12 protein-coding genes and 1 tRNA gene are annotated in these 21,421 nt (G+C 68.8%); 2 read left to right on the top strand and 11 right to left on the bottom strand.

The features are described 5' to 3' along the window. Positions 1-23: 23 nt before the first annotated feature. The 4 genes from ACVWZ7_RS07925 to ACVWZ7_RS07910 all read right to left on the bottom strand — a co-directional run bounded on the left by ACVWZ7_RS07925 (position 24) and on the right by ACVWZ7_RS07910 (position 3,709). Positions 24-1,184, bottom strand: coding sequence for a globin domain-containing protein (locus tag ACVWZ7_RS07925; protein WP_456507507.1), 1,161 nt, complete (start codon positions 1,182-1,184; stop codon positions 24-26). Between the two features lie 148 nt (positions 1,185-1,332). Further along, entirely contained in the window at positions 1,333-1,782 is a 450-nt protein-coding gene (locus tag ACVWZ7_RS07920; protein WP_344363000.1) for an RrF2 family transcriptional regulator, read from the bottom strand. Positions 1,783-1,802: 20 nt separating this feature from the next. Beyond that, positions 1,803-2,288: a hypothetical protein gene (locus tag ACVWZ7_RS07915; RefSeq protein ID WP_456507506.1), complete on the bottom strand. Its 486-nt coding sequence runs from the start codon at positions 2,286-2,288 to the stop codon at positions 1,803-1,805. 2 nt (positions 2,289-2,290) lie between these two features. Beyond that, positions 2,291-3,709 carry a phosphomannomutase/phosphoglucomutase gene (locus tag ACVWZ7_RS07910; protein WP_344363004.1) on the bottom strand — a complete coding sequence of 473 codons (1,419 nt, stop codon included), beginning with the start codon at positions 3,707-3,709 and terminating at the stop codon, positions 2,291-2,293. 178 nt (positions 3,710-3,887) lie between these two features. Here ACVWZ7_RS07910 and ACVWZ7_RS07905 point away from each other — a divergent pair, with 178 nt between their 5' ends. Further along, positions 3,888-6,104 (top strand): RecQ family ATP-dependent DNA helicase, encoded by a 2,217-nt coding sequence (locus tag ACVWZ7_RS07905; protein ID WP_456507505.1) that lies wholly within the window; start codon positions 3,888-3,890, stop codon positions 6,102-6,104. Here the strand turns inward: ACVWZ7_RS07905 and ACVWZ7_RS07900 are convergent. The 4 genes from ACVWZ7_RS07900 to ACVWZ7_RS07885 form a co-directional block, all read right to left on the bottom strand. Beyond that, on the bottom strand, positions 6,049-7,518 hold the full coding sequence (locus ACVWZ7_RS07900) for an MFS transporter (RefSeq protein ID WP_456507504.1): 1,470 nt from the start codon (positions 7,516-7,518) through the stop codon (positions 6,049-6,051). The genes ACVWZ7_RS07905 and ACVWZ7_RS07900 overlap by 56 nt on opposite strands. A 22-nt stretch (positions 7,519-7,540) precedes the next feature. Further along, on the bottom strand, positions 7,541-9,154 hold the full coding sequence (locus ACVWZ7_RS07895) for a phytoene desaturase family protein (RefSeq protein ID WP_456507503.1): 1,614 nt from the start codon (positions 9,152-9,154) through the stop codon (positions 7,541-7,543). Between the two features lie 105 nt (positions 9,155-9,259). Beyond that, positions 9,260-9,347, bottom strand: a tRNA-Ser gene (locus ACVWZ7_RS07890). 144 nt (positions 9,348-9,491) lie between these two features. Then, positions 9,492-11,789 carry a prolyl oligopeptidase family serine peptidase gene (locus tag ACVWZ7_RS07885; protein WP_456507502.1) on the bottom strand — a complete coding sequence of 766 codons (2,298 nt, stop codon included), beginning with the start codon at positions 11,787-11,789 and terminating at the stop codon, positions 9,492-9,494. Positions 11,790-11,874: 85 nt separating this feature from the next. On the opposite strand from ACVWZ7_RS07885, the gene ACVWZ7_RS07880 reads away from it, so the two are divergent. Then, on the top strand, positions 11,875-14,025 hold the full coding sequence (locus ACVWZ7_RS07880; protein ID WP_456507501.1) for an FAD/NAD(P)-binding protein: 2,151 nt from the start codon (positions 11,875-11,877) through the stop codon (positions 14,023-14,025). Between the two features lie 531 nt (positions 14,026-14,556). Here the strand turns inward: ACVWZ7_RS07880 and ACVWZ7_RS07875 are convergent. The 3 genes from ACVWZ7_RS07875 to ACVWZ7_RS07865 form a co-directional block, all read right to left on the bottom strand. Further along, complete coding sequence (locus ACVWZ7_RS07875; RefSeq protein WP_456507500.1) at positions 14,557-19,113, bottom strand: ExeM/NucH family extracellular endonuclease; 4,557 nt, start codon at positions 19,111-19,113, stop codon at positions 14,557-14,559. Between the two features lie 410 nt (positions 19,114-19,523). Next, on the bottom strand, positions 19,524-20,327 hold the full coding sequence (locus tag ACVWZ7_RS07870) for a VOC family protein (RefSeq protein ID WP_456507499.1): 804 nt from the start codon (positions 20,325-20,327) through the stop codon (positions 19,524-19,526). A 266-nt stretch (positions 20,328-20,593) separates the two neighbouring features. Then, positions 20,594-21,421, bottom strand: a complete 828-nt coding sequence (locus ACVWZ7_RS07865; protein WP_344363025.1) for a glycosyl hydrolase — start codon at positions 21,419-21,421, stop codon at positions 20,594-20,596.

The raw sequence follows: 21,421 nt of genomic DNA, 5'->3' as shown, positions 1-21,421 counted from the left end.
GTTACGGAGCAATCGATGAGTGTCTAGCTGGCGAGCCAGATGTCCGGGCCGAAGACCTCGTAGTGGATCTTCGTGGCCGGGATGCCGGCGTTGATAGCCTCGTTGCGGATGTTCTTCATGAACGGCAGCGGGCCGCACAGGTACAGGGACGCGTTGGCGGGCAGGTCCACTTCGCGCAGGGACATGAAGCCGGTCTTGGCGCCGGCTTCCGGCTGCTCGAGCCAGAGCTGGAGGTCGGCGCCGTCGAGGCGTTCGACGTCGTCAGTCATCTGGGAGCGCAGCGCCCAGCTGTCCAGGGTGCTTTCCGCGTGCAGGACCAGGACCTGGCGGTCCGAACCGGACTCGGCGAGGGAGCGCAGGATGGACGCCGTGGGGGTGCAGCCGATGCCGGCCGAGGCCAGGACCACGGGGCCGTCGCCCTCCTTGAGTGTGATTTCGCCGTAGGGGTTGGAGATTTCGATGACGTCGCCGACCTCCACGGTGTTGTGCAGCACGGGGGAGACCTCGCCGCCGTCGTCGAGCTTCGTGGTGAAGCTGCGGCTGGTGCCGGCGTCGCCGGAGAGGGAGTACTGGCGGACCTGACGGAGCCCGTCCGGCAGGGTGACTTTGACGCTGACGTACTGGCCGGGGAGGGCCGCGGTGATGGGGGTGTCGTCGGCCGGTTCCAGGGTGAAGGTCGTGGAGCCGGTGCCGGCGGGGGTCTTGGCGGCAACCTTCCAGGGGGTCCACATCTCGCCGTTCGCCTGGGCGGCGTAGAGGCCTTTCTCAAGCTTGATCAGCGCGTCCGCCATGAGCCAGTAGACCTCGGTCCAGGCCTCGGCGATTTCCGGGGTGATGACCTCGGCGAGGTCCTCGGCGATGGCGGCGAAGAGGTGCTCGTAGACCACCTGGTACTGCGGTTCGGTGATGCCCAGGGAGGCGTGGCGGTGCGCGATGCGGGACAGGACGGTCTCGGGCAGGGTGCCGGGGTTGTTCACCAGGTGGGTGGCGAAAGCAGCGATGCTTCCGGCCAGGGCCTGCTGCTGGTTGCCGTTGCGCTGGTTGGAGCGGCTGAAGAGCCCGTCCAGCAGTTCCGGATGCGCGGCGAAGAGCCGGGCGTAGAACTTGGGGGTGATCTCGCCGATGCGGGAACCGACCAGCGGCAGGGTGGCCTCGATGACCGGGAAGGACTTGTCCGAGAGCATGCTGACTCCTGAGTTAGTGGCCCGGGGTCTTCAACCGGACCGCGATGTGAATACTAATATTTGAAATGCGAGTATTTACACCTCAGTTCTACATGGCGTAGAAGAGTGATGCAAATCGGGTGGGCAGGGCCGTGACGAGGGGCCGTGACTAGAGTCCGGGACGCAGCCCGATCATTTGGAAGACCGGCGTCATTTGCCGGGAGGTCGGCAGCGAGGCGATGACGATCCCGTCGAGTTCGCGATAGAAGGCCTCGCGGGCCCGGGCAAGCGCGGCCCGGAGATGGCATTCGGTGATGAGCGGGCAGGTGCCGCCCGCGGCGACGCAGTCGGCCGGGTCCTGGCGGGTGTCGAGTTCCCGCAGCAGCTGGCCCACCGTCGCGGCGCGGCCGGCGCTGCTGAGCCGGGATCCGCCGTTGCGGCCGCGTTCGACGTCGATCATGCCCAGTTCGCGCAGCTTCGCCATCGCCTTGCTGACGTGGTTGTAGGGCGTGCCGACGGCGTCGGCGATGTTCTGGGTGGTCAGGAGCCCGCCGTCGGGAGCGGCCGCGAGCACCATCATGGCGCGCAGGCTCACATCAGCGAAGGCGTTGATCTTCATATCCCCAGCTTACGGCCGGTCTAGTCCACCCACACGGCGGGTTCGTTGGTATCGGCGGAGAGCTGGCCGAATTCGAGCTCGCGGGTCCCGGGGTTCGGGGCGTAGGGCAGGACCGCGGCGAACAGCGATCCGTCCTGGTGTTCGGCGGCCACGTGAATGGCGTCCGAGTCCTCCTCGATCAGCGTGATGTCACAGACCACCGCGGCGGCCCGGAACTCGTCCCGGTGCTGGCGGAGCAGCTCGTGGAGGTCCTGGATCATGGTGTCCGCGTCGAAGTCGGCGTCGGATCCGTCGCTCGCGTCCGCGGGGGTCACGGCAACCAGCCGGACTTCGCCGTCGTTCTGCACTACGAGCGCGAACGGCAGGAAGCCGCCGTTACGCTCCAGCTGCTCCTGCGCGGCCCCGACGCCGGTACCGAGCAGGTTTTCCAGGTCCGTGGCGCTGGCTTCCGGCACGGACTCGCGCCAGGAGCCGGCGTCCGGGGTTTCTTCGGGATGCGCGGCCACTGCTAGCCCCGGACCAGCGCCAGGACGCGGTCGCGGACCCGCTCCATGGTGGCGGTGTCCGTGGCTTCGACGTTGAGGCGCAGGAACGGCTCGGTGTTGGACGGGCGCAGGTTGAACCAGTAGCTGCCGTCGGTGGCAATGAAGGTGCTGCCGTCGAGGTAGTCGACCTCGACGTCTTCGTCAAGGAAGTCCTCGCGGACGCGCTCGACCGCGCCGGCCTTGTCCTCGATTTCCGAGTTGATCTCGCCGGAGGACCGGTACGGTTCGTATTCGCGGCCGAGTTCGGAGAGCGGGCCGTCCTGTTCGCCCAGGGCGGCCAGGACGTGCATGGCCGCCAGCATGCCGGTGTCCGCATTCCAGAAGTCGCGGAAGTAGAAGTGGGCCGAGTGCTCCCCGCCGAAGATGGCTCCTTCCGCGGCCATGACGGCCTTGATGAAGGAGTGCCCCACGCGGGTGCGGACGGCGCGGCCGCCGTGGCGTTCGACGAGTTCCGGAACCGCGCGGGAGGTCAGCAGGTTGTGGATGACGGTCGGCATGTCCTCGCCGAGGGCCTGGGCGCGGGCGATTTCGCGGCGGGCCACCATGCCGGTGATGGCCGACGGCGAGACGGGCTCGCCGTTTTCGTCGATCACGAAGCAGCGGTCGGCGTCGCCGTCGAACGCCAGGCCGATGTCCGCGCCGTGCTCGACGACGGCGGCCTGCAGATCGCGCAGGTTTTCCGGCTCCAACGGGTTGGCCGGGTGGTTCGGGAACGAGCCGTCGAGCTCGAAGTACAGCGGCACGATCTCCAGGGGAAGCTTGGGCAGCAGCGCATCGCCCAGCACGGCCGGCGTGGTGAGGCCGGCCATGCCGTTGCCGGCGTCGACGACGACCTTCAGCGGCCGCGAGCCGCGCAGGTCCACGAGGCTGCGCAGGTACTCGGCGTACCCCTTGAGGACATCATGCACGCCCACCAGTCCGCGGGTCCCGGCGGCCGGGATGGTGCCGGCGTTGAGGTATTCCTCGGCGCGGGCCTGGATTTCCTTGAGCCCGGTTTCGGAGGAGATCGGCACGGCGCCGGCCTTGGCCATCTTGATGCCGTTGTATTCGGCCGGGTTGTGGCTGGCGGTGAAGGTGGCGCCGGCGGCGTTGAGGGCGCCGCACGCGTAGTAGAGCTCGTCGGTGGAGATCAGGTCCAGCAACTGGACGTTGGCGCCGCGGGTGGCGGCGCCGTTGGCAAAGGCCTTGGCGAACTCGGGGGAGGAGGGGCGCATGTCCCCGCCCACGAGCACGGTCTGCCCCGTGAGCTCCAGGACGTCGACGAAGGCGGCACCGACGGCTTCGACGATTTCCGCGGTGATGGATTGGCCCACGATTCCGCGCACGTCATAAGCCTTGAACGAGGCCGAGAGGTCAAAAGTCTTTGTCTTGTCCGTAGTCACGGGTCTTATCTTACGTTGCGGCTCTGACGCTGCGGGCTGACGTGGTCGCGCCGGTGCTGTCCGCTGCTGTGCTGTCCACTGCTGTGCTCTCCACTGCGTGGGTTGTCCACTGCGTGGGTTGTCCACATAGCGGGGTGCTGGCTGCGCCGGTGTCGGAGGGGGCTGGGATACTGAATCAATGGCCAGTAACCAGAATGTCCTTTCCAGCCCGGCAGATTCCACCACCACCGCAGTTTCCGGCACCGCAGTTTCCGGTGCCGCTGTCTCCCCGACCCGGGAACAGGCCCAGGCCGTGCTGCGGGAGCTCGTGGGGCACCCGGAGGCGCAGTTCCATGACGGCCAGTTCGAGGCCATTGAGGCACTGGTCGACGGCGGCCGGCGCGCCCTGGTGGTGCAGCGCACCGGCTGGGGAAAGTCAGCCGTGTACTTTGTCGCCTCGCTGCTGCTGCGCCGCCGCGGCGCGGGACCCACCCTGATCGTGTCCCCGCTCCTGGCCCTCATGCGCGACCAGGTGGCCGCCGCGGCCCGGGCCGGGGTGCGGGCGGTCGCCATCAACTCCGCGAACCAGCTGGAGTGGGACACCGTGCGCGAGCAGCTTGCCGCCGATGAAGTGGACGTCCTGCTCGTTTCCCCCGAGCGCCTCACCAACCCGTCCTTCCGGGAAAACCAGCTTCCCGAACTCGTCCGCCGGACCGGGCTGCTGGTGATTGACGAGGCCCACTGCATCTCGGACTGGGGCCACGACTTCCGCCCCGACTACCGGCGCATCGCGGACCTCATCACGCAGCTGCCGGACACCGTCCCGGTGCTCGCCACCACCGCCACGGCCAATTCCCGGGTGGTCCACGACATCGAAGAACAGCTCGGCAAGGACGTCCTGACCATCCGCGGCGCCCTCGGCCGGGAATCGCTCCGGCTGGGCGTCCTGACCCTGCCGGATTCCCGCGAACGGCTGGGCTGGCTGCTGACCCACCTGCAGGACCTGCAGGGCAGCGGCATCATCTACACGCTCACGGTGTCCGCCGCCGAGGACACCGCCCGGCTCCTGGCCGAAGCCGGGCACGAGGTGCTTGCCTATACCGGACGCACCGACCCCGCGGACCGGGAACGCGCCGAGCAGCTCCTCAAGGACAACCAGGTCAAGGCGCTGGTGGCCACCTCCGCCCTCGGCATGGGCTTCGACAAGCCGGACCTCGGCTTCGTGGTGCACCTTGGCGCGCCGTCCTCGCCCGTGGCGTACTACCAGCAGGTGGGCCGTGCCGGGCGCGGCGCGGCGAACGCCGACGTCCTGCTCCTGCCCGGGTCCGAGGACCGCGACATCTGGCAGTACTTCGCCACCGCGTCCATGCCGTCCGAGGACAAAGCTGCAGCCGTCCTGACGGCCCTTGCCGAGGCCGGCACGGCTGTGTCCACGGTGGCGCTCGAGGCCCGGGTGGACCTGCGCCGGACCCCCCTGGAGCTGCTGCTGAAGGTGCTGGCCGTGGACGGCGCCGTCGAACGCGTCGGCGGCGGCTGGCGTTCCACCGGACAGCCCTGGAGCTACGACGCCGAACGGTACGGCCGGATCGCCGAGGCCCGGGTGGATGAGCAGGACTCGATGGTCATCTACCAGGACACCGCGGGCTGCCGGATGGAATACATCACCTCCGTGCTGGACGACGAAACAGCCCACGCCTGCGGCCGTTGCGACAACTGTGCTGGCCGCTGGTTCCCGGCCGATATCGCCGAAGCCGCCACGGAGGCCGCCGGGCAGACACTCCGCCGGGCCGGCGTCGTGCTGGAACCGCGGCTGCAGTGGCCCACCGGCATGGACCGCCTGGGGGTGCCCGTCAAGGGCAAGATCAAGCCGGACGAGGCCCTCGCGGACGGTCGGGTCCTGGCGCGCCTGACGGACCTCGGCTGGGGCGGCGCCCTGCGCGAGGCCTTCGCCGCCGGTGCGCCGGACCGGCCCGTGGACCCCGGCATGCTGCAGGCCTGCGTCCAGGTGCTCCGGGAATGGGGCGCTGGAGACCCCCGGACCCCGGGCTGGAGCGGTGCCGGCCGCCCTGTCGCGATCATCAGCCTTCCCTCCCGCGGCAAGCCCGTGCTGGTGGACTCCCTGGCCCGCGGGATCTCCGAGATCGGCCGCATCCCGTATCTCGGCCAGCTGCAGCTCCACCACGGCGGACCCACCGGCGGGCGTGGCGGCAACAGTGCCTACCGGCTCGCCGCCGTCTGGGACCGCCTGGTGGTGGGGCCCGAGCTGGAGGAAGCCTTGGCCGGAATCCGCGGCCAGAGCGTGATGCTCATCGATGACCTCGTGGACAGCCGCTGGACCCTGACAGTCTCCGGGCGCGCCCTCAGGCTTGCGGGCGCCGGCGCCGTTTTGCCGCTGGTGCTGGGCCAGGCCGGCTGACCGCGGCGCCCGCATGACGGGGGAGCGCCAGGCTGTCCAGCGTGCTCAGGAGCATCAGGACGGCGATGGCCACGAACGCCGCCCGGTACGGCGCCGCCGGGTCACCGGCTGCGGGGCTGGCGAGGGCATGGCTGCTTGACTCGAAAACCCGCAGCAGGAGCGCCCCGACGGCGATCCCTGCCGCGGTCGCGAGCTGCACGAGCGTGGCGGAGACGGCGTTCGCGGACGGCAACTGGGCCGGGACGACGTCGGCGTACTGGACGGACGCGTAGGCCGAGAAGCCGATGGAGCGGAAGGCTCCGCTGGCCACGAGGACGGCGACGATCACCGGCTCCGGCGTGCCGGCGTCGAGCAGCGCGCACAGCGCGAAGGTGACCGCCGAAGCCAAGGACGCGAACACCAGGACGGGCTTGAAGCCGAACCGGCGGATGAGCGGCGTCGTCGCCGGCTTGATCCCGATGTTGCCCACGAACACGGCGGACACCATCGCCCCGGCGTGCAGGGGGTCCCAGCCGAAGCCGGCCTGGAACATCAGCGGCAGCAGGAACGGCACGGCGCTGATGGTCAGGCGGTACACAAAGCCGCCCGTGGCCGTCGCGCGGAACGTCCGCGCGCCGAAGACGGACAGATTGAACAGCGGCGTGCTGGACCGCCGCATCCAGGCCACGGCGGCGGTCAGGAACAGCAGGCCCGTCACAATCCCCGCGGCCGCCGCCAGTCCGGTGTCCCGGCCGCCCGTCAGTTCCAGACCCACCAGCAGGGAGCCCACCCCAAGGGTGGTCAATGCCAGTCCCAGCCAGTCCAGGCGCCGCGTGCTGTCGCCGCCGACCGCCGGGACCAGGCGCAGCGCGGCCAGGAACGCCGCCAGGCCCAGGGGGAGGTTGACCAGGAAGATCCAATGCCAGGACAGGTACGTTGTCAGGGCGCCGCCCACGAGCGGGGCCAGGACCGGGGCCAGCAGCCCGGGCCATACCAGGAACGCGGTCGCCCGCAGCAGGTCCTTCTTCGGCGTCCCGCGGAGCACCACGAGGGTTCCCACGGGGACCATCATGGCGCCTCCGGCCCCCTGCAGGACCCGGCTCAGGGTCAGCATGGTGAGGTCCTGGCTCAGCGCGCAGAGCAATGACGCGGCGGTAAAGGTTGCGATGGCCAGGCAGAACACCCGGCGTGCCCCGATCCGCTCCGCGAGCCAGCTGCTGAGCGGAATGCCCATCGCGACCGTCATCAGGTAGGCCGTCATGGTGATGTTGACGTCGGCCGGGGCGACCGAGAAATCGGCGGCGATGCTGGGAATGGCCGTGGTCAGGACGGTCCCGTCGAGGAATTCCATGAAGAACGTTGCGGCCACCAGAAGGGCCAGCCGCGGGCTCCAGCTGCCCTCGGCCGGAACACTGCTGCGGGAGGAGGCTTTCATGCTCAAGGGTCCGCCGTCGGGGTCACGCATGGCGGAGCGGCTGTTCAGCTTCCAGCACGGCCATGGCGGCGTTGTGCCCGCCGATCGCGCTGACGGCACCGCCGCGGCGGGCGCCGGAGCCGCAGAGCAGGATCTGCGGATCGTCCGTGGCCACGCCCCAGCGGCGCGCCGGCGTGTCCAGCGGGTCGCCGTCTTCCACGAACGGCCAGTCGAGCCCGCCGTGGAAGATGTTGCCTCGGGGCATGCCGACGGCGCGTTCGATATCCAGGGTGGTCTTGGTTTCGATGCAGGGGCGACCGTCCGGACCCGTCAGGAGCAGATCCTCTATGGGTTCAGCCAGGACGGAGTTCAGGGAGGCCAGGACGGCGGACTGCAGTTCGGCCCGCCGGTCCTCATTGTTCTCCGCCGTGACCAGCCGGTCCGGGACGTGCAGCCCGAAGACCGTCAGCGTCTGGGCACCTGCGGCCTGCAGTTCCGGAGACAGGATGCTGGGGTCGGTCAGCGAGTGGCAGTAGATTTCACACGGCAGCGGCGAGGGCACGGATCCGCCCGCGGCGCTGAGGTAGGCGGCGTCGAGCTGGGACCACGTCTCGTTGATGTGGAACGTCCCGCCGAAGGCCGCCTCCGGGCTGACGGACCCGTCCAGCAGCCGCGGCAGCCGTTTGAGCAGGAGGTTGACCTTGACCTGTGCGCCCTCGCGGCGATGGTTCGGGTTGTCGGTACCGTTGCGGGTTCCGCTGTCCCGGAGCCGGTCCAGGACCACCGGTGCCACATTGGAGAGGATCCACCGCGCGGTTGCCCTGTGGTCCTCCCCGCCGTGGCGGTAGCCCACGACACCGCCTGGGCGGACGGCCGTGACGTCTGCCGAGGTCAAGATGGTCGCGCCGGCGTGGCGGGCGGCCCGCTCCAGCTCACCGGACACGGCGCCCATGCCGCCGACCGGCACGTCCCAATCGCCCGTCCCGCCGCCGATCAGGTGGTACAGGAAACAGATGTTCTGCTGCAGGTCCTCGTCGTCGGCCCGGGCGAAGGTGCCGATCAGCGCGTCGGTGAGGACCACGCCGCGGACCAGGTCGCTGTGCAGGTCCTGGCTGATGGCATCTCCGATGGGACGTTCGATCATGGCCTCCCAGCCCGCGGACGCCCCGGCCCGGGCGGCGAGGGACCGCGCTTCGGACCGCGGCAGCAGCGGCGCGGTCATGGTGGGCCAGAGGGCTTCCGTGAGCTTCCGGCAGGCGGCGTAGAACGCGGTGAAGGCGCCGAATTCGCCGTCGGGCGCGCCGACGGCGGCGAAGGACGCCGCGGTGGCGGCCGCGTCCTCGTTGTCCACCAGCAGGGCCCGGCTGCTGTCCCGGGGGTCCGGGCTATAGGAGGAATAGCGCCGCCGTGCCAGTTCGATGCGCAGGCCGAGGTCATCGATGACTTGCTGCGGGAGAAGGCTTACGAGGTACGAGTAGCGCGAAAGGCGGGCGTCGACGCCGTCGAACGCGTGCGCTGAGACTGCGGCGCCGCCAGCGTTCTCCAGCTTTTCCAAGACCAGGACGTCCCGCCCGGCCTTGGCCAGATACGCCGCCGCGGCAAGGCCGTTGTGGCCGCCGCCGACGATGATCGCGTCAAATTCCGTGTTGCTCGACATGGGCCTATCCTGCCATCCGGATCCGCCGTCGGGCGCGCGGCGTCCGGCCACCGGACGGGTGCCCCGGGAACGCAAAAGGCCCCGGTCAGGGACCGGGGCCAAACGCGGAGACGGGGGGATTTGAACCCCCGGTGGAGTTGTGCCCCACACTTCATTAGCAGTGAAGCCCATTCGGCCGCTCTGGCACGTCTCCAATTGCTATTAACTAGCCAACCAAGGATACGCAGAAGGTGCCACACAGTGCAAAACGGCTGGTCCGGGACAACGCGGGGTCACCTACGGCCCATGATGGGCGGGATGTGACCCCGCGTTGCTTGTCGCCAACGGGAGTGCGGGATCAGGCCTCCCGGCCGGCCAGGGCACGCCACAGGAAATGCTGACTCCGGCTTTGCAGGGCCGCGGCCTGCCGGTTGTCGGACGCGCCCGCGTGACCGCCCTCCAGGGCCTCATGGAACCAGACGTTCGGGATGCCCATGGCCTGCATGCGCGCGGCCATCTTCCGGGCCTGAACCGGCCCCACCCGGTCATCGGATGTCGCCGTCCAGATGAACGTCTCGGGGTAGTCCACCCCGTCCTTGAGCAGATGGTAGGGCGAGAACGTCTTGATGGACTCCCACTGTTCCGGGTCGTCAGGGTCGCCGTATTCGCCGATCCAGGAGTAGCCCGCGGAGAGTTTGGTGTACCGGCGCATGTCCAGGAGCGGGACCCCGCAGGACACGGCGCCGAACAGTTCCGGATACTGCGTGAGCATGTTGCCCACCAGCAGCCCGCCGTTGGAGCCTCCCACGCAGCCGAGCCGCTCGCGGGACGTGACACCGCGGGAGATCAGGTCCTTCGCCACGGCGGCGAAGTCCTCATAGGCGCGGTGGCGGTTGCCCTGCAGTGCGGCGCGGTGCCAGGACGGCCCGTATTCGCCGCCGCCGCGGATGTTCGCCACCACGTAGACGCCGCCCCGGCGGTGCGGGGCCCCGCCCTCAGCGCCGGCGGACGCCGCGGTGCGCCGTTCCAGCCAGGCCCGGCCGACTGCCCCGCTGTAGGCCGGGGTCCGCGAGATCTCGAAGCCCCCGTAACCGGACAGCTGGGTGGGGTTCTGGCCGTCCAGGACCAGGTCCTTGGAGCCTACCTGGAAGTAGGGGATCCTGGTGCCGTCCTTGGAGACGGCGAAGTGCTGCTGGACTTCGTAGTCCGCCTCGTTGAAGAACGACGGCGAGGTCCGGATCACCTCGTGCGTGCTGGTTGCGCCGGCGCCGGAGTCACCGCCGCGGGTGAGTGTTCCCCGGGTCAGGGTGGTGGGGGTCGTGAAACCGGTGGCGATGAGCCAGAAGTCATTCCCGGCGCCGGGCGACTCGCCCTCGGACACCGAGGCGGCGCCGCCGGTGCCGTCATCGCCGTCGTCGTCCGTGCCTTCGGCGTCGTCTTCGTCGTCAACTGCGAAGGCGTTGACGTCGTGCAAGGGCGGGCAGGCGTCCAGGACGGTGGCCTCCCATGCCGAGTCCGTTCCCGGGCGCCGCGGATCCAGGACGTGGATCTCCGAGGACACGTCCCGAAGCAGATTCAGCAGCAGGAAGTCCCGCGTCCAGCTCCAAGACTGCAGGGAGGTGTGCGGATCGGGCGAGAAGAGCACGGCCAGGTCCCGGCTGCCGGCGAGGAAGTCCTCGAAGCCGGCCGCGAGGAGGGAACCCGCGGGGTATGTGGTGCCGTTGACCGTCCAGTCGCGCTGCGGGCGGAACAGCAGCCATTCGCGGTGCGAGCTCAAGTTCACGTCCGCGGGCACGTCGATCTGCACCCACTGGCCGTCGCGCAGCACGGAGGTGTTCTTTTCGAAGAAACTGATCCAGTCGACGGCAAACGTGCGTTCGAAGCCCGGCGTGGAGTCGTGGGCCACGATCGCCATCATGTGGTCCTCGGGGATGTCGAAGAGCTTCTCGGCCTGTGTGAGGGATTCGCCCCGGCGCAGCTTCACCCCGGTCCGGGCGTAGGAGGAGGTGGTCCGCGGCAGGCCGTCGGCCGTGGTGGCGACAAGCAAGGTGTCCGCGTCCAGCCAGGAGGCGTTGCCCTTGCCGGTCGGGAGGTCGAAGCCGCCGTCCGCCGGATCCACGAAGCCGCGGGCCTCGACGTCGAACTCACGGTAGCGGTTCGCGTCCCCGCCGTCGGGAGAGAAGGCCAGCAGCGCCCGACGGTGCGGTTCGCCCGGGGCCGGGCGGAGGAAGTTGGCGCCGTGGAAGACCCAATCCTGGCCTTCGGCGGCGGCGAGGGCATCGACATCCAACAGGACGTCCCATGCGGGGGTCCCGGACCGGTAGCTGTCCCAGCCGGTCCGCCGCCACAGTCCCTTGGGGTTGTCCCGGTCCTTCCAGAAGTTGTAGTACCACTCGCCGTGCTTGCCCACCATGGGGATCCGGTCGGTGGAGTCGAGGACCTCCAGGATTCTGTTTTCGAGGTCGGTGTAGTCGGCATCCTCGAGGAGTTCTTCGGTGCGGGCATTTTGCTCACGGACCCACGCCAACTGCTCCTGGCCGTAGACGTCCTCGAGCCAGATGTTCTCGTCGATTGGTTCGGGTGCAGTCCCTGCATCCGGGGCGGCGCCGGCGGCTTGGCCGGACGCGGACGGGTGATCAGCTTCTGTGGCGGTCATTTTTCCATCCAAGAACATCGGTGCGGCAGTAGCAAGTCATGCGGCGGGTCCGGCCCGCGGCCGGGTTGCCGATACGCTGGATGCCGTGGGCATATCGCGAAGCATCCGGACGGCAGTGATTGGCGCCGGTCCCCGGGGCACGAGCGTGCTGGAGCGGCTCCTTGCCAACTGGGCCGCCGCCGGCCCTGCCGGAACCCTGCACATCGACGTGATTGACCCGTACCCTGCCGGGCCCGGGCATGTCTGGCAGCCCGGACAGTCGCGGCTGTACCTGATGAACACGCAATCGTTCTATCCCACGGTCATCCCGGAAGACCCGGCGCTCGCCGCGCCCGTGGCCGGGCACACCTTTGACCAGTGGCGCGACCTCCAGCAACGCCACCTTGATCCGTCGCTGACTGACGAGGAACGGGCCGAGGTCTCCGGGCTCGGCCAGGCGGACTTCCCCAGCCGGGCCCTGTACGGCCGCTACCTGCGCTCCACCCTCGAGGAGCTGCTCACCCGGCTCCCGGCCGGCGTCACCGTGGACTTCCACCCGGCGACGGCGACCTCCGTGCGCCACGCGGCCGCAGCGGGCGCTGACCCGGCGGCTGCTGACCCTGTTGCCGCACAGGATTCTGCGGTGCGGTTCGACGTCGTCCTCGACGACGGCACGGTGCTCACCGTCGACTCCGTGGTGCTGGCCCTGGGCCATCTGGACGCGCGGTTGAACGCCGAACAGCGGGAGCTGCTCACCGCGGCGGAGGAGCTCGGCCTCCTGTACCTGCCGCCGGCGGCGCCCGCCGACGTCGACTGGTCCGTGGTGCCGGCCGGTGAACCAGTCCTCGTGCGCGGTATGGGCCTGAACTTCTTTGACGTGATGGGACAGCTGACGGAAGGGCGCGGCGGGCGGTTCCTGGCCGCGGAGGACAACGCCGAACTGACATACGTGCCGTCCGGCCGCGAACCTCTCATCATCGCCGCCTCACGCCGCGGGACCCCCTACCGGGCCAAGGCGACGCTCACCGGCTACTACCCGGGCTCGGTCCAGCTGCGGTACTGCACCGAGGACGCGATCGCGAAGTTCGCCGAGTCCGGCATCCGGCCGTCCTTCGACTTTGACCTCTGGCCGCTCCTGCACCGCGACGCGATCTGGGCCTACTACTCGACGCTCGCGCGCTCGCAGCCCGGTGCGGTCCTGACCGATCCGGCCGAGTTCCTGCGCGCCCTGGACGAGTCACTGCGGCCGCACGCGCATTCGACCGGCAAGTGGGAAAACACCATGGAATCCGTGGTCGCCATCCATGTCCGGGCAGCCCACCGCCTGGACTTGCTCGGCCTCGCAGCTCCCCTGGCCGGGCGCTCGTTTGGCTCCCGGTCTGAACTGGATGCCGCCGTCGTGGACTATCTGCTCGACGACGCCCGGCGTTCGGCGCTCGGCGAGAACGACGCCGTGAAGATGGCCATCGGCGCCCTGCACCACGGCCGGGCGGTGCTCAAGACTGCTGTGGCCGACAGTGGCATCACGGACGAATCGTGGGTCGCGGGCCTGCGCGGCTGGTTCGAATCTTTCGTGGAAGGCCTGGCGAGCGGTCCGCCGGCGCTGCGTGCCGCGCAGCTCGCGGCCCTGGCCCGCGCGGGGGTTGTCCGCTTCGTGGGCCCGGACCCCAAGTTCGGCGTGGACCGCCGAGCCCGGACGTTCATCGCGGCGTCGCCCTGGGTGGGCTTCGGCACCGATGAAAGCGTCGACGGCGGGTCCGGCGGTGTTCTGGGCGGCGCGGGGGGTGCCGGCGCGAGCTCCCGGACGGGGAGCGGCGCGGGCGGTGCCGGCCTGGGGACCGCCTCGGGCGGTGCTGGCTTGGGGGCCGCCGTGGCGGGCGACTCCGCGGCGGGCTCCGTGGCGGCGTCGGCGATGATCGAGGCGCTTGCGCCGGCCAACCGGGTGGCCGCGAACGCCTCGCCCCTGCTGGAGCAATTGCTGGCCGAGGGGCTGGTGCGGCCGCGCCTCATGATGAGCGTGGAGGGGACCCCGGTCCAGACCTCGGGACTGGATGTCGTCCCGCATCCGTATCGGCCGCTCGGGGCTAACGGGTCCGTGACGGAGGGAATCTACGTGCTCGGGCTCCAGCTCTCCGCCGCGCAATGGGGCACGGCAATCGCCGCCGAGGCCCGGCCGGCGTCGGGCCCCGTCTACCGCAGCGGGCAGCGCACCCTGCGCGACGCCGACGAGATCGCCCGGGACATCCTGGGCCGCTGACACGCAGCTGCACGTCTCTGGCCCGCATCCGCCCCTGTGAAAAGTGGACATGCCCTCCCCTGGGGCCCGGCGGTGGGCTCTTGGTGCTTGTGTCCACTCCTGAGGCTTAGGGCTGAGCATGTCCCGTGTTGTGGCGGGCCGTGAAAATTGGGCATGCCCTCCCGTGGCGCCGGGCGGTGGACTCTTGGTGCTTATGTCCACTCGTGAGGCTTAGGGCTGGGCATGTCCCGTGATGTGGCGGGCCATGAAAAATGGGCATGCTCTCCCCTGGGGCCGGGCCATGGACTCTTGGTGCTTATGTCCAGCCCTGAGGCTTAGGGCTGGGCATGTCCCGTGATGTGGCCGCGGCATCCTGGCTCCTTGGGTTCCACCCCGACACCTCGACAAATGGACATACCCTCCCGTGGCGCCGGGCGGTGGACTCTTGGTGCTTATGTCCACTGCTGCGGGCTAGGGGAGGGCATGTTCACTGCTGCGGGAGCTACGAGCCCGGGGCTACGTGCCCCGGGCTACGGAAGCCCGGGACACGGATCAGCCCTTGAGGCACTTCCTGTAGGCGGCCATGGCTGTCCCGTAGTTCACCTGGCCCACGACGTCCGCGGGCCGCGTCGGCTTGACCGGCGGGACGCACTTCGGCGGGACGGGGGTGCTGGCCGCGATCAGCACCGCAGTCTTCACCACAGTGCCGGATTCGACGGCGGTGAGCACCAGGGTGCCCGTGCCGGCAGCCGCGGCTGCAGGAACCTTCACGTCCACCGTGGCGGCGCCGGCGGACACCGGAACTGAGCCCAGGGACGTCACGGCACCTGCAGCATCCGTGAATTCGGCGCGCAGCGAGGTATTCACCGGGCTGCCCAGCGAGGTGAGGTCCAGCTTCGAAACCGCCAAGGTGACGGACTCACCACTCTTGACCTCGGCCGCCGTCGTGTTCACGACCGCCACGGAGCGCCGTGCGAAATCAGGCGAAACGGGGTTGTGGGTCTGCAGGTACTTGATCCACGCGTCGCGGTCCACCAGCCCGGAGTCCTTGGTGCCGGCACCTTCCTTGAAGATGCGGAAGTTGTCGCCGCCGGTGGCCAGGAAGTTGAACGTCCCGATTCGGTAGGACTTCGCCGGGTCGACCAGCACACCGTTGACCCGGATCGAGGTGATCCGGTCACCGGCGGCGCGAGCGGCGTCGTAGGTGTAGTTCACGTTCTTGGACAGGCCCAGCTGCTGGTACGCGCGGCTGGGAACCGTGCCGTCCGGGTTGGTCTGCCACTGCTGCTCCAGCAGCGTCTTGAACTGCGCGCCCGTCAGGGACGTGGTCCACAGATTGTTCACGAACGGCAGCACCGCGTTGGCCTCGGCGTACGTGATGGTGCCGTCGGGCGCGTAGTACAGCTCGTTGCGCAGACCGCCCGGATTGACGACGCCGATTTCTGCGGCGCCGAGTTCCGGCGCCTTCAGCGCATCCACGAGGGAGTCGGCCACCAGGTTGCCGAGCGTGGACTCGCTGGCCCGGTCATCGCGCACGGCCGGGGAGCCGCCAAATGCCGTCGTGATATCCGCGGTGACCTTGCCGACAGGCTGGTTGCCCACCACGGCGGCCTCGGCCAGGGCCTTGTCCACGATGGTCTTGACGGCGGCGACCCGCGGGTACTGGGCCACGAGGTCCGCTGCAGGCTGCGCGGCACTCGTGGTGCGCTGGACGTTGCCGGCCTTGTAGCCGGTCACCGACATGGTCTTGGTGTCGACGGTGAGCTGGATCTGGCCGATGAACTCGCCGTAGTTTCCGGTCTGGACGATCGGGCGGGTCCTGCCGGTGGGCTGGCCCGCCGAATCCAGGACCGGCGCGTCCCAGGCGTACTGCTTGTGGGTGTGGCCGTTGAAGATCGCGGCAACATCCGGGGTGACCTTCTGGACCATCTTGGCGAAGGGGCCGCCGGCGGCGACTTCCTGTTCCAGGGTGGCGCCCTCGGGCGCACCGGACCCGGCGCCGTCGTGGTTCTCCACGATGATGACGTCGGCGAGCTTGTCCGCCTTGATCTTTGCCGCGACCCGGTTGATGGCGTCGACGGGATCCCCGAACTCCAGGTCCGCGATGCCCGACGGCGTGACGAGCGAGGGCACTTCCTGGGTCACGGTGCCGATCACGGCGACCTTGACGCCGTTCATGTCCAGGACCGTGTACTCCGGCAGGACCGGTGTGGTGGTGCCCTTGGCATAGACGTTGGCGCCCAGGTACGGGAATTTCGCGTTGGTTCCGCCGGCGCTGACGCGGTCGCGCAGGTCCGCCCAGCCGCCGTCGAACTCGTGGTTGCCCACCGCGGAGGTGCGCAGGTCCAGCGCGTTCAGCACGTCGATGGTCGGCTGGTCCTTGGCGGTCGCGGAGGCGAACAGCGAGGCGCCGATGTTGTCGCCAGCCGAAATGAACGCCGTCGCGCCCGGCGCGGCGGCGGCGCGAAGCTTCTCGATGGTCCCCGCGAAGAACACGGTGTTGGAATCGATGCGGCCGTGGAAATCGTTGATGCCCAGGAAGTTCAGCTCAACGCTGGCCGGGGTGACGGGCAAGTTCAGGCCCACCACCACCGGATCGTGATCGCTCGCCCGGAACTGGTCCGGCGTGTAGTAGTCGGTGACGTTGTTGTTGTAGCGGCTGTACTCCAGCGCCACGGACTCCACGGAGTTGATGTTCCAGATGTCAGCGCCCGTGACCGCGGCGTTGGCTGCGGGGGAGGCGAGGATGTGGTCCAACGAACCCACGAGGCCGCCGAAGAGGTAGGAATGCTTGGCGGAGCCGTCGGCGTTCTTTGCCTTCTCATCCTGGTTGACGTAGCCGGCGCCTGTGAGGACGTTGATCGGGTCCTCCTTGGCGTAGGAGTTGAAGTCGCCGATCAGGAAGACCTTGTCCGTGCCCTTGGACTTCTGCAGTTCATCCGAGAACGCCAGCAGGGACTTGGCCTGGGCGGTGCGGGCGAGGTTGGAGGCGCCCTGGCCCTTGTCGGTGTCCTCCGGAGTGGCGGCGGAGCCCTTGGACTTGAAGTGGTTGGCGATCGCGATGAACTTCTTGTCATCCGAGGCGCCGACGGGCTTGAAGACCTGGGCCAGCGGCTTGCGGGCGCTGGCGAATGCGACGGTGTCATTGTGGATGATGGACTCGCCCACCGGCTCGGCGGTGGCCTTTTTGAAGATGAACGCGGTGCGGATCATGTCCTCGTCGGCCAGCGGGGGTGCGTTGGCGGGCGTGCGGACGTAGTCCCAGATCCCCGGCGTGGCGATGTTCAGGGCATCCACGAGCTTGGCAAGGGCGTCGTCACGGTTCTTGCCGAACTGGGCCGAGTTCTCGACCTCCATCAGCGTGACGACGTCGGCGCCGGACTTGGCGATGGCGGCGACGATCTTGTCCTGCTGCCGCTTGAAGTTCTCCGCATTCGCGGCGCCGCGGACGTCGCAGCCGCCGCTGACGGTGATGGGGTTGCCCGCCCGGTCGTTGTAGAACTTGCAGCCGGAGATCGTGTCGCCCGTGGTGGGAAAGTAGTTCAGCACGTTGAAGGAGGCGAGCTTGAGGTTGCCGCCGACGGCCGCCGGGGAGTCCGCGCGGGTGGCGCCGAAGCTTGCCGGCTGCACGGTGTCCGCGTTGGCGGCCGTGAGCTGTGTCAGGGGCTGGAACTTCCAGGCGTTGTTCGCGTAGCTGAGCACCACATTGGTTTTGAACGTCACCGGCGCGCCGACCCGGACGTGGTCGTCCGTGGTCAGGTACGGGAGCACCTGGGCCTTCGTGGCGGCGTCCTTGAGGAAGGTCGTGGTGGCACCGTCGTCGAGCTTGATGCCGCGGGCGGCATTTGCCGCCACAGCGGCGGTGTATTCCGCGGAGCCGAACGGCGCGACGGCGGTGGGTTGCTCCAGCGCGGTGGTGCCGCCGGCCAGGCCGATCTCGCCGTACTGGTTCAGCGAGAAGTTGTCCGCCACGGTGACCGGTCCCTGCGGGGTGAGCAGCATGCCTTCGAGGGACTCACGGAACGCCTCGTCGGCCGGGAGGGCGAAGCCGGTGGCCTTGACCTCCGGGGCGGCCTCGGTGAGCTTCTTCAGATCGGCTGCCGCGGCAACGGTCAGCTGGGTCATTCCGAAGAATTCGCTGACGGCGCCGGTGAGCTCGACGTAGTCACCGATCCTGACGGAGTCCACCGTGGAGGGCGAGTAGACGAACACAGCGTCCGACGCCGTGTGGTTGGCCGGCGTGAGATCGCCGCCGGTGCCGGCGGTCTGGACGTAGTAGCCGGCGAAACCGCCGGTGGGGAACGTCGCGGTGACCCTACCGCGCGTCGTGACCGTGGACCCGGCCAGCGGGCTGGCCGCGCCGGTGCCCTGGATTTCGGCGATGGTCTTGGTGGCCGGGGGCGTGCCGGGGTCCGCGGGCGGGTCGACGGGGCCGGGATCTGCGGTGCCGTTGGCAGCCTTCGGCGTGATGGCTGCGTTGAGCGCGAGGTCGGCGGAGTTGTTGTTGGTGTCCGCGCCGTTGCTGCGGTTCAGGCTCTTGACGTCGGTGTTGCCCGACGGCGCCGCGGCCGCCTGGGTCTCGAAGGTGTTCGACGTGCCGTAGCCGAGCACGTCCGCGACGTTGGCCGGTTCAATGACCGAGCCGGTCAGCAGCGGGTTGAGTGCGGTGGACTGTTTGGCCAGCACGATCGTGCCGCCGCCCCCGGCCGGGTTGAACCCGGTGGCGGTGGCGTCCGCGGCCGGGAGGTCCGCGCCGGCGGTGCCGTTGCTGCCGCCCTTGAGGAGGTAGTACCCCTGGGCGGGGATGCTGCCGCTCAGGGCTGCAACCGAGCTCGGCGCTCCCGTGCCTGTGGCGGAGCGGTACTGGAGGGACCAGCCGTCCACCGAAACGGGCGCGTCGGAGCTGTTGTAGAGCTCGACGAATTTGTTCTTGAAGGCGGCGCCGGTGCTGCCGCCGCTGAGGTAGGCCTCGTTGATGACCACCGGTGAGGTTCCGGTTGCCGCCGGGGAAGCCTCCACGGCATGTGCCGGGGCTGCCGCCAGCGGAGCCGCTATGAGCGCCGCCGACAGGGCTGTGCCCAGCACTGATTTCCAGGGTGTTTGTTTCATCCGCTCTAACTCTCATTAGGGTGCCCCGGGTAAAGGGCAGGGTGCAGTGCGTCCGCCGGGTGCAGCGGACAGTGGCCGGCCTGAACTCCTGGTCAAGTCGTGCCGGGCCCATCCAAACAGGGGTGAATGAACAACGTATGGATTAAACGTGCATTCGGCGGGACGTCCCCCAGCGAGACGCGCCGCAGCCTTCCCGGAGCGGCTCGAAAGCCCCGGGCAGCGGTGACTGATGATGCAGGTGAGCGGTGTCCGGGTGCCTCCACCGGGCGCTCCACAGCAGAATACCGGCCAGTAGCCCTCGGGGAAGGGACTGGCCGGTATTTCTTACAACAATTTTTGTAATTAGGTGGCTGAGGCCTTTCGGCCCCGCCTGTCGGGGAGGCCGGGGTTAGCGGTCCCGGGCTCCGGGGCTACGCGTCCGCAGCGGGCTGGCCTCCCTGGCCGGTGTCAGCCACGATCTTGAACATCGCGCCGGTGGGGTCGGTCAGCGTCGCGAGCCGGCCGAAGGGGGTGTCCTCCGCCTCTTGGATCACCGTGGCGCCGAGGGAGACGGCCTGGGCAACCGTGGCGTCCGTGTCTTCCACGGCGAAGTAGACCTGCCAATTGGAGGGAACCTCCGCGGGCAGGTAGGCCGAAGCGTCCATGATGCCGGCCTTGGCCGCCGGTCCCGCGCCCAGCGTGGTGTAGCGGAATTCCGGGGTGTCGCTCATGACGTCGGTGTCCCAGCCGAACACGTCCTGATAGAACTTGACTGCAGTGACGTAGTCCTTGGTGTGGAGCTCATGCCAGGCCGGCGCGCCCGGTTCGGCCGCCAGCTCAAAGCCCTTCATCTCGGCCGGCTGCCACACGCCAATCGACGCGCCTGTGGCGTCCGCGATCATGGCCATGCTGCCCTGCTCGGGAACTTCCATGGGCTCCATATAGACCTGCCCGCCATGCTCCGTCGCAGCCTCGACCGTGGCCGCGGCGTCCTCAGACCGCAGGTACGTGGACCACATGTCGGGCCAGGCTGCCTGGTCCGGCCGCTGCTGCATCATGCCGGCCACGGACTTTCCGTTCTTCGAGGCGGTGATGTAGCCGCCGTACTTTTCCGCGTCGCCGGTCTGGAAGGTCCAGCCGAACAGTGCGCCGTAGAAGGACTTCGCCTTCTCGGCGTCCGATGTCATGAGGTCGATCCAGCATGGTGCGCCGTTGGAGTGGTCGGGTGTGGGCATGGGGACTCCTGCTCTCTGTGGCGGACTGGCATCGTCGTGCGGCCGCCGGACTAGTGTGCGTGTTGGAGGCGTTGTGGTGGAGACGAACTGGTGGAGACACAGCGAGACTATGACGGGGCCCCGACACTTTCAATGGGGAGGCTGTCCGCGGCGCAAATGGCAGCACGCGTGGCCGCACTCAACCCGTGCTCCGCTGCGGCCGCCGTCGTGCTCCCCGCGCGGTCAACAAGCGGTCAAGCACCGCCGCAAACGCGCACCACGCGCGCTTAGAGTGACGCGTAGAGCTTGCCCGTTGATGTCAACGTGCCGTCCAGTTTGAACAGCGAAGACGTGCCCATTTGGGGGTCGTTGATGGGGCGGTTCTTCCACGCGAACCGTTCGACGTACGGCAGCTTTCGCATGCCAGCGACGGTCTCGCGCATGAACTTCTCGACCATCGGGCGGGTGAACTCGTTCTTGTGGGTCTTGGAGACATTCCAGTCTGCGACGGCGTATTCGGTGACCCAGACGGGGCGCTGGTACTTGTCGTGGAGGCGGGCAACCTTCCTGAGGAAGTCTGCGGTGTCCGGCCAGGCGTAGCAGTGCATGGTCATGAAGTCGACGCGCAGGTTTTCCCGCTTGACCCGGAGCATGAACTGGTCCAGCCATTTGGCGTCCGGGCTGATCGTGGCCGGAGAACCGAGCCGCAGCCCGGTCGTCTGCAGCAGCGGCCACAGCCGGACGGCTTCATCGACGGACATGTTGGCCTGGAGCGGGTGGTCGGGTTCGTTGAAGCCGAGGAGGTTGGCGGTTTTCGTCTGGCTCAGCTCCCGGTTCACAAAGCCGAGCGCATCTTGTTGGAGCAGTCTCCTGCCGTCCTTGATCATCGGGACGAAGGGTTTGCCGGTGTAGGTCCGCGTGGCCTGCCAGGTGTAATACCAGTCGGGGTTGAGGCTCGTGATCTGCCTGAATGACAGGGCGTCACTGCCGCCGTTGGATGCGCCTTTGAGAGCCCGGACAGGAGTGGCCGCATTAGCCGAGCCGGCACCGGCTGCCATCAGTCCGGGGACCGCCAGAGCGGCCAGCGGGAGTGTGAGAAAGTGTCGGCGTTCCAT

The organism is Arthrobacter sp. TE12232 (genome assembly GCF_054062615.1).
The sequence above is the reverse complement of the archived record's forward strand: the minus strand, read 5'-3'. Positions and strand labels throughout refer to the sequence as shown.

Coding starts and splice junctions, on each gene's coding strand:
- ACVWZ7_RS07905 (WP_456507505.1), top strand. CDS start 3,888: ATGGCCAGTAACCAGAATGTCCTTTCCAGCCCGGCAGATTCCACCACC.
- ACVWZ7_RS07925 (WP_456507507.1), bottom strand. CDS start 1,184: ATGCTCTCGGACAAGTCCTTCCCGGTCATCGAGGCCACCCTGCCGCTG.
- ACVWZ7_RS07885 (WP_456507502.1), bottom strand. CDS start 11,789: ATGACCGCCACAGAAGCTGATCACCCGTCCGCGTCCGGCCAAGCCGCC.
- ACVWZ7_RS07900 (WP_456507504.1), bottom strand. CDS start 7,518: ATGAAAGCCTCCTCCCGCAGCAGTGTTCCGGCCGAGGGCAGCTGGAGC.
- ACVWZ7_RS07865 (WP_344363025.1), bottom strand. CDS start 21,421: ATGGAACGCCGACACTTTCTCACACTCCCGCTGGCCGCTCTGGCGGTC.
- ACVWZ7_RS07875 (WP_456507500.1), bottom strand. CDS start 19,113: ATGAAACAAACACCCTGGAAATCAGTGCTGGGCACAGCCCTGTCGGCG.
- ACVWZ7_RS07920 (WP_344363000.1), bottom strand. CDS start 1,782: ATGAAGATCAACGCCTTCGCTGATGTGAGCCTGCGCGCCATGATGGTG.
- ACVWZ7_RS07870 (WP_456507499.1), bottom strand. CDS start 20,327: ATGCCCACACCCGACCACTCCAACGGCGCACCATGCTGGATCGACCTC.
- ACVWZ7_RS07895 (WP_456507503.1), bottom strand. CDS start 9,154: ATGTCGAGCAACACGGAATTTGACGCGATCATCGTCGGCGGCGGCCAC.